The following is a 13,459-nucleotide window of genomic DNA, read 5'->3' on the forward strand; positions in this document are numbered from 1 at the left end:
AAAAAGCGCAAGAGCCTGTTATGCTCTTACGCTTTTTTGTGTTTATTTCTCTGGGTTTAATTGACGAAGCTCTTGTTTAATTTCAGTTTTTGCTTTTGTCTTCTCATCAATCTCTTTAATTACACGTGCTGGAGTACCGGCAACAACTGTATATGGAGGTACATCTTCTGTTACAACAGCTCCTGCTGCTACAACTGCACCCTTACCTACTGTAACTCCCTCTAACACAACTACGTTTGCACCAATTACAACATCATCTTCAACGATAACTGGTTTTGCTGAAGGCGGCTCAATAACACCTGCAAGTACTGCACCTGCACCTACGTGACAGTTCTTACCAACAGTTGCACGTCCACCAAGTACCGCGTTCATGTCAATCATAGTACCTTCACCAATTACAGCACCGATATTAATTGTTGCATTCATCATAATAACAGCGTTGTCGCCGATTTCAACGTGATCACGAATAATCGCGCCTGGCTCAATACGAGCTTTAATACCTTTTAAATCAAGCATTGGAATTGCAGAATTACGACGGTCATTTTCAACAACGTAATCAACAATGTGCTTGCTATTTTCATCAAGAATTGTCTTAATTTCAGACCATTCTCCAAATAATACACCAGACTTTTTATTTACAAATGCTTGTACCGTTTCAGGGAATGTTACTTCTTTTAAATCCCCTTTTATGTATACCTTTACAGGAGTTTTCTTTTCACTTTTTTGAATAAACGAAATAATTTCGTTAGCGTCCATCATTTTCATTCTTGTTGCCTCCTAAATCCATTTATAATGTTACTCTACCAAACGATAGAGCGAGTAGCAAGATAATAATCCTATTTTTCCATTTGAATTTCTTCTATAATTTCTAAAAATGCCCTTACTTGCTTCAATTGTCTGGCCGATTCACTCGTCAATAACCATGTTTCTCTCGTTAATTGAACAGGTGTTTTATACATATTTTCCTGTACTTCTTTTAAAACAGTAGAAGGTAAAAGAGCATAACCTATACCATTTAAAACGAGTTGTTTGCAAGTCTCAATTTGATCAACCACAATTGTTCTCTTAGGTGGATTAGAAAATAAACCATACCACCAATTTTGTATTTGTCCATAATAAGTCGAATCACTTTTAAATTGAATAAAAGGTCTATTTGTTTCTTTTAACATCGTAATATCTTTTATTTCTTTATCCACTAAATAAAGTTCATCTTCAAATAATTGTTGCTTCTGACCTTTATATTCTTGTGTTCCTCTCAATATAGCAACATGAACGTCTCCTTCATAAAATTGCTTTTGCACTTCACTACTCCAGCCAGTAAACAGCGATATTTTCACAGAAGGGTATTTATGTACAAACTTCTTCAAAACAGGAGGAAGCCAATATTGACCAATAACTGATGCAACAGCTATTTTTAATGTTCCGTGAGTTTCTGTTCTAAAAACAGCTAGCTCACTTTTAATATCCTCTTCCTTTTGTAGCATTTCTTTTGCATAATTTGCGACTTTTTCCCCTTCAGGTGTAATTGTCAATCCTTTTTGTGAGCGAATAAAAAACTTCATTCCCCATTGTTTCTCCATAGATTGTAATCGTTGACTAAGCGCAGGTTGTGAAACAAATAAACGTTCCGCCGCTTTTCTCATATTCGATTCCTGAGCTAACACAACCATCATTTGAAAATCATCAATTTGCAACTTTCTCCCTCTTTCCTTAGCTTCCATACACCTTATCTCAATAAGCTTTTCATCCTTAATTTAACTATATACTCTTATATTTTTTATCTTTTTAAATATAATACATACACAACTGATATGCACGAAAAAAAGTGACTTCTCCGCTTCTATGAAGTCACTTTTCTCACATTATCGATTATGTTGCCTTACTTTTTTATTCAACAATTTTAAAATAGCCCGACGTGTTAAAATCCCCTCAAAATACCCATCTTCATTGACAGCGCAAATAAAAGGATGATCAATTGTCATTTCTAAAGCTTTTGCAAACGAATCTTCTAACTTAAGAACCGGAATGTCTTCCTTCATCACCTGTTCTACTTTCATTTCGTCAAGTCTTTCAAACTCAATACGTTCTAACCCTAACATACCATCTAAAATCATAGCAGTACTAATTAACCCATGCAATTTATACATCGGGTCCAAAACAGGTATCGCCGAATATCCAGATTTCACAAGAACGAGTAAAGCATGCTCTAAACCATTCCCCATTTGGACATGTGCTACTTTTTCTGATGAAATCATTAAATCTTTCACAAAAATTTGTTGAAACTCGTCTTTCGGAATACTAATCATATTACATCCCCCATTTTCCCTTTTTCCTACTTTTAATCATCGACTCTATTCACATTTTATGACAGCGTTTTCATATTATTATTTTGTCCTTACTTTATTTCAATAAAAACAAAATTACACAGCTATTTTAGCATACAACACAAAAAAAAGACTACCATCCCGGTAGCGCTTAATACCCCTTATTTTTTAATCTGTAAAATAACCTTGTGATTTTTTTATATTGTGTCACATCTGTCTGTTTTAAGCCATTCTCAATATCTGTAATTTCCACAGATAAAATTTCACTCGCATAATTTTGCTGAAATAGAATATCTAGTAATAAACTCTCTTCTTCTTCTGTTAAAACAAATTCCCTTTTCATATACCCCTCTCCTTATACTCGCATCGTTACTCTTATTATATATAATTTCCAACCTATTTAATAGATGTAATATTCAGTTTTTAGTGAAGGATATATAAAAATTGTTTTTTATTTCGTATATCGATTTGCATAACTAAACGCCGCATAAGCATCTGGCTTAATTTTTGCAGTTAATCCCATCGCTTGAATTTTCGCTGTCATATCTAGAATAAATTCTTTTGTTAAACCATCATTTCCGATATCCAAGTGAATTTCCATTATAAATCCAGCCCCATCTTGAGCATATGGATGCAATAAATCCCATATTGTTTGTATATGATTTGGAGTAAATAGGCATGCGATCTCTTGGCTAAACTGCGTTTCTAAATATATTTTCTCACGTAAAGTTGCTGGCTTATCTTTCACTGATTTATGGTGTAAACACCCCCAGGCACCTTTTCCAACGCGATGAATATGAATTGCCGTAATAAACCTCGTATCCTTTTGATGTGCTTGTGAGTCTGTCCCAATGGATAAGCGATATAAATTTCGTGGATCCTTTTCAATGAAACTACAAATACGGCTAAAGACCATATCAAAATTTAAATGTCTCTCTGAAACATTATAAAATGTATGTTCACCGGCCACATAGTCACGTCCTTTCAATTAGACAGACTTTTCGTATTCTCATTGTATGGGACAAAAATAAAAATTATAACTTCCTATCCTTTATTCGTTTCAATATTTCGAATTACATAATGGCAAACTTGGCACGTATAAATTACATTTTGATTCGATTGAGCTGTTAATACATGAATAATCTCAGCAGAATTATGACATTTAGGACAAATCACAACTGGTAAACGTTCCATACAACACACCTCCTCGTTATTTTTATCTCGCTTTTGCTATCTGTAAACAACCAATTGGTGATGACTAATATTCAGTATAGGACGAAGAAGCCCCACTGATTACAATTTCACTTTATTACCATTGTAGGAAAAATGAAAACTCCCTATACCTATATGCTAAAAAGTAATAGAACTAAAAAAGGTGTTGCCATATGGCAACACCTTTTTTATATGTATCAAGAAATGATATCGTAAATCTCAATTGCAACCATATCGATATTATCGAATTGATACACTTGAGGTTTTTCACCTTGTTGATACACTTCTAACTCATACATTTCACTTTTATCGAAAAATTTCACGCTACATTTGCGCTCACCGTTCACTTCAAAATAGCGTTGTGCTACTTCACCGCTTTCAGCTTGTTCTTGTAGACTAACAAGTCGAGTTAAAATTCCTTGGAGTAGAGACATGAAATCTCTCCTTTCTCTGATCTTCCTACCAATAGGTTTTACAGCTATACTCATTCTATCCGTCATAACAGAAAAAATGTTCCACAGTCTAGGATAAAGGTTATTGGCCAGAAACTCAACTAAAAATTTGTCGAAATGCGAAGGAAAAAACAGAAAGAACATCTTTTCCCTTCTTTATTGCGATTTTTATACTGGAAGAATATAATAAAAAACAGAAAAAAGGAGGAATTACAATGAGAAAAATTGAGGTTTACACACAACCTGATTGTCCGCCATGTGTCATTGTGAAAGAATTTTTAAAGCATAATAACGTTGTATATGAAGAATTTGACGTGAAAAAAGACGCTGCTGCACGCAATCGTCTTTTATACGACTATGATTCGTATTCAACTCCAACAGTTGTAATTGATGGAGAAGTTGTTGCTGGTTTTCAAATTGAAAAATTACAACAGCTACTCAATATTGAATAAGAATAGGTAAAGACCTATTCTTATTTTTATCCCACTATTTGTGGGCAGTAATAGCCCTATTGGTGCGAGCTATTAATCAGTGAGAGATGAACATCCCCACCGATTACAGTTTCACTTTATAATTGTTGTAATCGTTTTATTTCAGTTAAAAGTTCTTGGCTTTCATGATATCCGGCCAATTTCCATTTTCCTTGATCTCTTTGCAATGTTACAATTTGATATTGTCCACTTTTCGCCCGCTCATATACATATAAAATTTTATGTTCTTCATCATATGACATTTTCGTTTCTGAATGAAAAGAAAACGGCGCTTCTTTTGCTGGAAGTAAATATTCACCACTTTGTTTATCACTTCTACTATTTTCATCTGTAAATACTTGAAGGAAATTCTCTGTAAAATATGGTGATAACGTTTCTATCATCTTATTCATCGGCAAATGCTTCCCACGAATTGAAAATTGGGTTTCATAGCCCTTTTGTATCGTTGTAAACACTTCTTCCCGATCGACTTTCACTTCCTCTTTTCCTAAAACAGTTGTGACACTATAACCAACTAGAAAGGCAACGCATACAAATAGAACTAACCATATTCCATATTTCCTCATTTTTTCACCTTCCTTTTAAGAAAACTTGTCTTTGTAGTATTCATTGTAACAATGATTATGCAAAGACAGGGGTGGTTTCGTTCGTAAAATCTTTACAACGATAGACAGCATTTTCATCACCATTTTCACTATTACCAATTTATGATAAAAACAAACAAAAAATGCACGAATCTCTTCGTGCATTAAAATAAAACATCTTCTTCATATAAATATTCATACGATAAATCTATAAATAAAAAGTTTTCATCATCAATTGGGAAGGAAAATGTCCGTACCATCTCACCGGTTTCAATATCAGCATATAAATCTGAAAGTCTTGCCTTATTCTCAAAACGCATTTTCATAATATTTTCTAGAAAATACGGACGCCAACTCCAGTTCTTCATATAATACTCAGGCATCACAATCCATTCCCCATCTTTTTTCATAACGTTTCCTGATTGTTGGAAACCATCTTCGTTACAAATAAATATGCGGAAACTACACTGTGATACACTTTGGCTAAATTGTAATAACCAATCATTTATATCTTCATTCTTTTTCTGTTTGGCTAGAACATCACCAATTCGATCACGTAACAGTTCTGTTAAATTATAAATTTTTTGTAATTTCTTCTTCTCATGTTGAATAAATTGATGACACTCATTACCAAGTCGTTCTTTCAAAACATTCGTTTCAATAAAATCAGGTAAGCACTCTTTCAAATAATTCCCTTGATAATATCTACCACCGTTTTTCCAAGCATATTGTAGTTGATAAAAAGCATCTATTTCTTCATATAACAATGTTGCACCAATTCTTCTAGCAAGTAATGATAAAGAATATAAAATATCTTGATAAGATTGTAAAAGTGCAGTTTGCCTTAAGTTTGTTAAATCTACTTTTAAAATATCCGGTGCTAACACGCTAATACGTTCTAAATTACTTGTACCCGTTCCGACTTTATTAATCGAAATTTGAATACCATATGTACGATAATACATAAGCAAATGATTAAATTGCTCTATATCTTCTTTACATTCATGTTCTGTAATTTCTAAAACAATGTGTTTCAAATTTAAACCTTGCTCTTCATACATCAATAAAAGTTGAAGTAAACTTTCATCATCATCGTTCATTAATACGTTAGCATTCCGATGTATAAATAATAATAGTTTTTGATCACTTTCTAAATAACGATTTAAAGCCTTTTCTACTATAATGTTATCCGCTTCCAGTTGAAACTCACTCGGAATAGAATCATCATGAAAGAAAGAAGCTAAACTTTGTATGCCCTCTTCTGTTTGAATACGTCCTACTACTTCATATCCAATTACAGTATGCTCATCAGCACTAAAAATAGCTTGATAATAAGGAAGGACTTTATCCAAGTTACTCATTACATCTAATGCATCTATCAATGTGCTTCCCTCCCTTTACTTTTCAAAAATTATAACATGATATTTACGGAAAAATAATAAAAAATCCCTTCAGTTTTCCTGAAGGGATTAGAGGGGTAAAATGCTAAGGGGAATTAGCAATTCTACTATGAAGAAAAAAGAGGTCTTAAATATAACGTATATATGACCTCTTGTAAACACTTTTCTTTCACATGTCACAATTCCGTCACATTTAACCGTAAGAATATGAATCAAACATTCATTTTCTTATCCCTTTTAAAATGGATATTGATGTAAATGTTGTCCTCCATCCATTGTCATGCAAGTTCCATTTATGTACGCAGCTTCATCTGAACATAAATAATAAGCTAGACCTGCAATTTCTTCTGGCGTGCCCAGTCTTCCAAGCGGAACACTTTGTATCGTACGCTTAGCCATTTCTTCTGAAATCCATAATTTATCAGCACCGCCCGTACGTTCAATTGGTCCTGGCGCGATAGCGTTAACTCGTATTCCATATTTACGGCCCCACTCAACAGCGAGTGTCTTCGTCATTGCTAATACTCCAGCCTTCGCTGCAGCCGAATGAATAACTCCCGGACCTGCATCCCATGCATATGTTGCTACCATGTTAATGATATTCCCTTTTATACCTTTTTCAATCCAATATTTTCCGACAGCATGGCTGCAGTAAAATGTACCGTTTAATACAATATTAATGACTGAATTCCAGCCATTCACGGATAAATCTTCTGCTGGACAAATAAAGTTTCCAGCTGCATTGTTTATTAAAACATCAATTCGACCAAACTTCTCATCAATCTCTTCAATCATTTTCTGAATGTCATCAGTATTTCTTACATCCATTTGTACGGGTAATACTTGCCCCGGAAATTGTTCAATTTCCAACTTTGTTTCCTCTAGTTTTTCCTTTGTACGTCCTGTAATAACAACTCTTGCCCCTTCTTTTGCAAAACGGGTCGCCATTCCTTTTCCCATTCCGCTCGATCCACCTGTTATAATAACTACCTTTTCTTTCACATACATCCCCTCCCAAAAATGAATACACATTCATTTTATCATTTTATTTGATAGAAATCTTTATATTTTTAAACTTTTCTGATATTTTAACGTAAAGAGGTTTCTTTTTATTCGTTTTTTTCGTAATCCATACTACTTTTTTATTATTTAAAATATATTTGAAATAAACTGAAAGGAGATTTGAGTAACCTATAAATGTAACGAAAACATGTGATATAAGTTAAATAGGTATACTCATATTTTTATGAAGAAAATTACAAGAAGAGATTTTTTTAAAGCTGGAATGCGCACTTGTCTATATTCATTTATAACCACTAGCATCGGATACTATTACGCTAAATATATTGAGCCTCATTTACTCTCTTTTACAGAGCATACACTTAAATCACAACTCATACCCAAAAGTTTTCATGGTATGAAGATTCTTCAATTTAGCGATTTACATCTCGGATACTATTTCTCTCTCCAACATTTATCTCAAATCGTTTCTAAAATTAATGCTGTAAAACCTGACATTGTTCTTTTCACTGGTGATCTCATTGATAATTATCAAACATATACTGACACTCCTTTCGTTCCATCTATTTTAAAAAATATACAAGCACCCTTCGGTAAATTTTCTATTTATGGTAACCATGATCACGGCGGATATGGAACGGAATACTACGAGCACGTCATGCGTGAATCTGGATTTGAACTACTACTAAATAGCGAAAAGAGAATTCGTCTACTGGATAATAGTGAAATTTCAATTTTCGGTCTTGATGATATACTACTAGGCAAACCCAAAATAGAAGAAACACTACAGCACGCGAGGCAAAACACTTATAACATTGTTCTTGTTCACGAGCCAGATATTGCACCACAAATCGCTAAATATCCAGTTAACTTACAACTTTCTGGTCATAGCCATGGCGGACAAGTACAAATTCCTTTTTTAGGTGCTATTATTACCCCATCACTTGCTAAAAACTATGTTGAAGGTTTCTATACGATTCAAGATTTAGCTCTCTATGTCAATCGAGGTCTTGGCAGAACACGCGTCCCATTCCGATTTATGGCAAAACCTGAAATTACAATTTTTACGCTCCAACATTCGTAATAATTCGCCTATTTTCTTACATATCCTTTCTTGTACGCGCTCATCCACGTTTCATTTACCATATGATAAAAATGAGTCCAATAAAGGAGGTTTGTTCATGTATCCATATTATCAACCAATCCCAGTCCGTTCAGCACCTATTGGTCCAGTAGGCGACTCACGCTTCTTTCCGTTTTTTGGTGTTCCATTTCTAGCTGGGATTGCTGGTGGACTGCTCGGTGGAGCATTAGCTTTCGGTCCTAGACCGTATTACCCACCATATCCACCACCTTTCCCACCGCCAACACCTTATCCTTGTTATGGCGGACCTTGTCAACAACCATTCTATTATTAATGTACTCCAACAATTCTACCAATGTTATTCCCTCTCTTAACTGATCCATTAACATGCTTATAATAAAAACTATTCTCTCTACGCATCCTTCTATTTAGAGAATGTATAATAAGTAGAGAACAAATTAAAAAAAGAGGTTTTTTTACTTTGTTCTCATTATTCAGCATCCGTGTTTTGATACGCCATCTTAAACAACTTCACTTGGCTATCAATTTCTTCTGTACTACTATTAATAACATAGTAGTACTCACCAGATTTATTCTGTTCACGTGTTTTCACATTATCAGCTAATATAAGTTGTAAAATCGCCTTAATTCTCGCCTTCATTTCAATATCTAATATCGGGAAAGATATTTCTACTCGCTTCTCCATATTCCGCGTCATCCAGTCAGCTGAAGATAAGTATATTTTCTCTTCTCCATTATGATGGAAATAATAAATTCGGCTATGTTCTAAATATCTCCCGACAACACTAACTACCCGAATATTTTCACTTACATTTGGAATACCAGGCCTTAAACAACACGTTCCTCGAACGATGAGCTCTACCTTTACTCCAGCTTGTGATGCTTCATACATTTTTTTGATTAATGGTTTATCTGTTAATGAATTCATCTTAGCGATAATATATCCATTTCCATATTGCCTATGATAACGGATTTCTTCATCTATTAAATCCATAAATTGCTCTCTTATATCAAATGGTGCAACCGATAAATGATGAAAATGTGGCTTGGTTGTATAACCACTCAAATAATTAAAGAAATTTGTTGCATCGACCCCAAAGTCTTTTCGTGATGTAATATACCCGAAATCAGTATATAACTTTGCTGTTGCGTCATTATAATTTCCAGTCCCGAGATGTACGAACCTTTCGATTTTTCCGTTTTTTCTTCTTACAACTAGCGTAATTTTACTATGTGTTTTCAAGTGGCTTACACCGTAAATAACGTGACAGCCTGCCTTTTCTAATTCTTTAGCCCAATGCACATTATTTTCTTCATCAAATCTTGCCTTCAATTCAACTAATACCGTAACTTGCTTCCCTTTTTCAGCTGCTACCTTTAGCGCCTGAATAATCGGCGAATCCCCACTTACTCGATATAATGTTTGTTTAATTGCAAGTACATTCGGATCGTCTGCCGCATCACGGACAAAATCAACTACTGGCTGAAATGATTCAAAAGGATGATGTAATAAAATATCATGCTCAATTGCTTTTTCAAATACATCTTCCGCATCCCCCAAGTCTTGAGGCCGTTGCGGAATAAGAGCCGGATATACTAGATGTTCATATAAAGGAGCTAGTTTTTTATATAAAGAAAATAGACATGTTAAATCTAATGGTCCATCCATTATATACACATCTTCATCTTTTACTTCCAACACCTCATATAATAATGCTAATACTCTTTCATCAATATGCTCTTTGCCAACTTCTAAACGTACAGCAGCTCCCCACTTACGCTTTTTTAATTCTTTTTCAATTACCTTTAATAAATCCCTCGCACCTTCTTCATGAATCGTTAAATCCGCATTGCGTGTAATACGGAAACGAGTAACAGACGATACTTTATATCCTGTAAATAATTTATGAGTAAAACCACTAATTACATCTTCTAATAAAATAAATTTATGCTTTTGCCCCTCACTCGGTAAAAATATGAAACGTTCAAGTAATGAAGGAACTTGTACAATTCCTAACTTCGTGCGGTTTTCTTCCTCCACTTGTTTCTCATCATATAAAAGAGTAGCTAAATTCAAACTTTTATTTAATAACATCGGAAATGGACGATATGCATCAATAGCTACAGGTGTTAAGACTGGAAAAATCTGCTCATCAAAATACTCTTCTATAAATTCCCTCTGTTCTTTCGTCAAATCGTGGAATGTTAAACGTTCAATCCCCTCTAACTCCAGCGCTGGCAACACATAATTTTTAAACGTATCATATTGTACAGTCATTAATTCATGGGCCTTTATCGCAATTTTATTTAATTGCTTTTTTGGTGTTAAGCCAGCCTTATTTTCTGGTTGGTTAAACCCAGCACTCACTTGATCCTTCAATCCTGCTACGCGTACCATAAAGAATTCATCTAAATTGGAACTGAAAATGCTAATAAACTTTAATCTTTCCAAGAGCGGATTTGTTTCATCCTGTGCTTCTTGTAGTACACGTTCATTAAATGCTAACCAACTTAATTCTCGATTATTGTAATAAGCTGTATCATTTAAATTTACTATATTCCCCATCAACATTTCCATCCTCTTCACACTTCCCCTGAAACTTTTTTACTATAATTTAGTTACTTTTATTTTAGCAAATTACAATATTCCAAGGTGTTAATTTTTTGTAAAGACATCCGTACAACTTAACGTTTTGATTCGAAGGATAAATTAATAGTCGTTTTCAACACTCTTTCCAGCTGCTTTTTTTGTTTTTCAGCTTGCACTTTTTCCGCTAATGCCGATTGCTCACATACAATTTTAAATGTTAATCCTTCTTTACTTTCTGTTATAGATATCGATTCAACAAGCGATCTTTGTCTTATATTCAGAGCTGCTGAAAACTGTAAAACAGCCCCTAATAGACGGATTTTTTTTTGTTCATTTTTATCAAACCATCCTTCAAATGGGGATAAATGTTGTTTGAATAACATTTTTGATTTATAAGACGCAATAAGCGCTAATCTAACTCGCTCTTTATGCATCATCCCATCAATTGTTTTATTCGCTAATAAATAAAACGTATGTAAGCGGCTCGCTTCTTCGTCTATATATTTACCTATATTAAATACTTTCGCTGCTTGATGGAATACTTCCCATTCTTTTACTGACATAGAAATCAGCCCTGTTTCTTCAAGTTGTTGACAAATGAGTCTTCCATGTTTAATAAGCTGCATTACAAATTCCATATCCATTTCATATTCATGTGATAATAAATACAAACTTTCTTCGACTACGTTCGGATAATATGAAATCCCCAAATCTTTTGTCAACTCTTCATAGAAAACACCTTCTCGTAACCCTTTTCTACTTAACACAAATGCTGGTGCCTCTATAACATTAACAAGCATATGAAAAACTTCGACTGCTGGAATAATTGTATCTGCTCGATCTTTTGCCAATCCTTCCAATTTTTGAAGTTCTATGAACGACAATGCTTCCAATTCTTCTTTCACATTTTTAATATCTTCTTCTTTCATTTTATATAAATGTACCCCTGCTATAGGATAACAAATTAAATTTTGATGGATTTTCACTAAGTTCCTCGCACTACCACCAATTGCAATAAGAGGCAATTTCTTATCAATTAACCATGGTAATGTTTGAAATTGATATTCTAAGTACGTTTGAATCTTTTCCAACTCGTCTTCAGTAGGTATATCCTCTTTAATAAATTGTTGCTTTAAAGAAAGTGCTCCAAAAGGAAAGCTATGGTACTCTAGAATCTCTCTATTTCGAAAGTATGTAACTTCTGTACTTCCTCCACCAATATCTACTGTAATTCCTTCAGAGAACGAAGTTGAATTCATAACTGCTAAATAGCCGTAACGTGCTTCCTCATATTCTGATAAGACTCTAAGAGTAAAGTCTGTTTGTCCTTCAACCAGTTTTTTAATTGCCTCTTGATTCTCAGCCTGTCTAATTGTTGCTGTTGCAACACAAAGTACATGATGCAACTGGTGGAATCGCGTACTTTCTTGAAATTGAAATAATGTTTGTAACAATACCTCTATTCCTTCTTCAATCAACACACCATCAATTAAGTAATTCCTTAACCGAGCAACCACTTTCGTATTTTCAATCTCCTTATAAAAACCTCCGTTTTGCTTTTCATAAATAACTAAACGCATTGTATTAGATCCAATATCTATAATGGCATATTGCTGTTTTAATATTTCTTTCAAACTTCTCACTCTTTCATTATCAAATTTCTAAAGCACATTCTATTACTATTATACAAAATAGTTGTTTTTTGTAACAATATTGCTTTAATATTGAAAATATATACAATCACTTTTTGCATATAATAAAAACCTCTTTTATTTATGTTATAATAATGAAAAATTGAAAGGAGATTCAATATGAAACCTTCACAACCACAATCTCAATTACAAAACCAACATTCTATTAATCGACTAGCTCAATCTATTTTCGTTGTGAATCGTCATGCTAAAGCTGCAACTAATCCGAAGTATTTATACTGGTTAAAAAAGACGGCTTTAGAACGCTTAATTGCTGAAAAAAAAGCTATTAAAGAAGGATTACATTTTTCTAGAAATCCACGTTTTAGCCAACAACAATCTGATGTTCTTATACGTTTAGATGATTATTTTTTCCATATTCCTCCTACCAAAGAAGATTTTCGAATCCTACCACATCTTGGTCATCTTGAATCCTCCTATCGAAATCCGAAAACAACCTTATCTTTAACAGTAGCAAAAAAAACACTTCAAGATTATATTGGTCCTGAAGCACTGAAACAAGAAAAAAAATTAAGTGAACCTGTCCCATGGTATAGTCGTACTTATACAAAAAAATAAAACAGTTTGGC

Annotated in this window: 16 protein-coding genes; 4 read left to right on the forward strand and 12 right to left on the reverse strand. The window is 33.8% G+C overall.

The window, feature by feature from the left end; genetic code table 11:
* Positions 1-42: 42 nt before the first annotated feature.
* From dapD to DN392_RS24425, 7 genes are all read right to left on the reverse strand, one after another.
* Complete coding sequence (dapD, locus tag DN392_RS24400; RefSeq protein WP_000783245.1) at positions 43-765, reverse strand: 2,3,4,5-tetrahydropyridine-2,6-dicarboxylate N-acetyltransferase; 723 nt, start codon at positions 763-765, stop codon at positions 43-45.
* Between the two features lie 71 nt (positions 766-836).
* Entirely contained in the window at positions 837-1,721 is an 885-nt protein-coding gene (locus DN392_RS24405) for a LysR family transcriptional regulator (protein WP_002008407.1), read from the reverse strand.
* Positions 1,722-1,862: 141 nt separating this feature from the next.
* Positions 1,863-2,306: a cyclic-di-AMP-binding protein CbpB gene (cbpB, locus tag DN392_RS24410; protein ID WP_000623572.1), complete on the reverse strand. Its 444-nt coding sequence runs from the start codon at positions 2,304-2,306 to the stop codon at positions 1,863-1,865.
* A gap of 169 nt (positions 2,307-2,475) precedes the next feature.
* A complete protein-coding gene (abbA, locus tag DN392_RS24415; protein ID WP_000817795.1) occupies positions 2,476-2,667 on the reverse strand; it encodes an antirepressor AbbA in 192 nt (63 codons plus the stop codon).
* A gap of 108 nt (positions 2,668-2,775) precedes the next feature.
* On the reverse strand, positions 2,776-3,294 hold the full coding sequence (locus DN392_RS24420) for a ribonuclease H-like YkuK family protein (RefSeq protein WP_000896654.1): 519 nt from the start codon (positions 3,292-3,294) through the stop codon (positions 2,776-2,778).
* 74 nt (positions 3,295-3,368) lie between these two features.
* Positions 3,369-3,518 carry a hypothetical protein gene (locus tag DN392_RS30510; protein WP_000440533.1) on the reverse strand — a complete coding sequence of 50 codons (150 nt, stop codon included), beginning with the start codon at positions 3,516-3,518 and terminating at the stop codon, positions 3,369-3,371.
* Positions 3,519-3,733: 215 nt separating this feature from the next.
* The gene (locus DN392_RS24425; protein ID WP_000055151.1) at positions 3,734-3,970 is read right to left on the reverse strand and encodes a YkuJ family protein; all 237 of its coding nucleotides are present in this window, start codon (positions 3,968-3,970) and stop codon (positions 3,734-3,736) included.
* A 233-nt stretch (positions 3,971-4,203) separates the two neighbouring features.
* Between DN392_RS24425 and DN392_RS24430 the strand changes: the two genes are divergently transcribed.
* Complete coding sequence (locus tag DN392_RS24430; RefSeq protein WP_001225788.1) at positions 4,204-4,440, forward strand: glutaredoxin family protein; 237 nt, start codon at positions 4,204-4,206, stop codon at positions 4,438-4,440.
* Between the two features lie 116 nt (positions 4,441-4,556).
* Here DN392_RS24430 and DN392_RS24435 read toward each other — a convergent pair whose 3' ends face one another.
* The 3 genes from DN392_RS24435 to fadH form a co-directional block, all read right to left on the reverse strand.
* Entirely contained in the window at positions 4,557-5,045 is a 489-nt protein-coding gene (locus tag DN392_RS24435) for a DUF3993 domain-containing protein (protein ID WP_001233813.1), read from the reverse strand.
* 182 nt (positions 5,046-5,227) lie between these two features.
* A complete protein-coding gene (locus DN392_RS24440) occupies positions 5,228-6,445 on the reverse strand; it encodes an EAL domain-containing protein (protein ID WP_000564299.1) in 1,218 nt (405 codons plus the stop codon).
* 255 nt (positions 6,446-6,700) lie between these two features.
* A complete protein-coding gene (gene fadH, locus DN392_RS24445) occupies positions 6,701-7,465 on the reverse strand; it encodes a 2,4-dienoyl-CoA reductase (protein WP_000660912.1) in 765 nt (254 codons plus the stop codon).
* 244 nt (positions 7,466-7,709) lie between these two features.
* Between fadH and DN392_RS24450 the strand changes: the two genes are divergently transcribed.
* Positions 7,710-8,567 carry a metallophosphoesterase gene (locus DN392_RS24450; RefSeq protein WP_000724503.1) on the forward strand — a complete coding sequence of 286 codons (858 nt, stop codon included), beginning with the start codon at positions 7,710-7,712 and terminating at the stop codon, positions 8,565-8,567.
* A gap of 97 nt (positions 8,568-8,664) precedes the next feature.
* Positions 8,665-8,901, forward strand: coding sequence for a hypothetical protein (locus DN392_RS24460; RefSeq protein ID WP_000283744.1), 237 nt, complete (start codon positions 8,665-8,667; stop codon positions 8,899-8,901).
* A 156-nt stretch (positions 8,902-9,057) separates the two neighbouring features.
* Here the strand turns inward: DN392_RS24460 and DN392_RS24465 are convergent, their stop codons facing one another.
* Positions 9,058-11,166, reverse strand: a complete 2,109-nt coding sequence (locus DN392_RS24465) for a polyphosphate kinase (protein WP_000425559.1) — start codon at positions 11,164-11,166, stop codon at positions 9,058-9,060.
* Positions 11,167-11,273: 107 nt separating this feature from the next.
* Positions 11,274-12,812, reverse strand: a complete 1,539-nt coding sequence (gene ppx, locus DN392_RS24470; protein ID WP_064449206.1) for an exopolyphosphatase — start codon at positions 12,810-12,812, stop codon at positions 11,274-11,276.
* Positions 12,813-12,989: 177 nt separating this feature from the next.
* On the opposite strand from ppx, the gene DN392_RS24475 reads away from it, so the two are divergent.
* Positions 12,990-13,448 (forward strand): YkyB family protein, encoded by a 459-nt coding sequence (locus DN392_RS24475; RefSeq protein ID WP_088107349.1) that lies wholly within the window; start codon positions 12,990-12,992, stop codon positions 13,446-13,448.
* Positions 13,449-13,459: the final 11 nt, after the last annotated feature.

Origin of the sequence: Bacillus sp. BB51/4 (genome assembly GCF_008368845.1) — a bacterium.
Taxonomy (GTDB): domain Bacteria; phylum Bacillota; class Bacilli; order Bacillales; family Bacillaceae_G; genus Bacillus_A; species Bacillus_A wiedmannii.

Bases quoted from the DNA above. Each gene is read 5' to 3' on its own strand.
- dapD (WP_000783245.1), bottom strand. From the start codon at position 765: ATGAAAATGATGGACGCTAACGAAATTATTTCGTTTATTCAAAAAAGT.
- DN392_RS24405 (WP_002008407.1), bottom strand. From the start codon at position 1,721: ATGGAAGCTAAGGAAAGAGGGAGAAAGTTGCAAATTGATGATTTTCAA.
- cbpB (WP_000623572.1), bottom strand. From the start codon at position 2,306: ATGATTAGTATTCCGAAAGACGAGTTTCAACAAATTTTTGTGAAAGAT.
- abbA (WP_000817795.1), bottom strand. From the start codon at position 2,667: ATGAAAAGGGAATTTGTTTTAACAGAAGAAGAAGAGAGTTTATTACTA.
- DN392_RS30510 (WP_000440533.1), bottom strand. From the start codon at position 3,518: ATGGAACGTTTACCAGTTGTGATTTGTCCTAAATGTCATAATTCTGCT.
- DN392_RS24425 (WP_000055151.1), bottom strand. From the start codon at position 3,970: ATGTCTCTACTCCAAGGAATTTTAACTCGACTTGTTAGTCTACAAGAA.
- DN392_RS24430 (WP_001225788.1), top strand. From the start codon at position 4,204: ATGAGAAAAATTGAGGTTTACACACAACCTGATTGTCCGCCATGTGTC.
- DN392_RS24435 (WP_001233813.1), bottom strand. From the start codon at position 5,045: ATGAGGAAATATGGAATATGGTTAGTTCTATTTGTATGCGTTGCCTTT.
- DN392_RS24450 (WP_000724503.1), top strand. From the start codon at position 7,710: ATGAAGAAAATTACAAGAAGAGATTTTTTTAAAGCTGGAATGCGCACT.
- DN392_RS24460 (WP_000283744.1), top strand. From the start codon at position 8,665: ATGTATCCATATTATCAACCAATCCCAGTCCGTTCAGCACCTATTGGT.
- DN392_RS24465 (WP_000425559.1), bottom strand. From the start codon at position 11,166: ATGGAAATGTTGATGGGGAATATAGTAAATTTAAATGATACAGCTTAT.
- DN392_RS24475 (WP_088107349.1), top strand. From the start codon at position 12,990: ATGAAACCTTCACAACCACAATCTCAATTACAAAACCAACATTCTATT.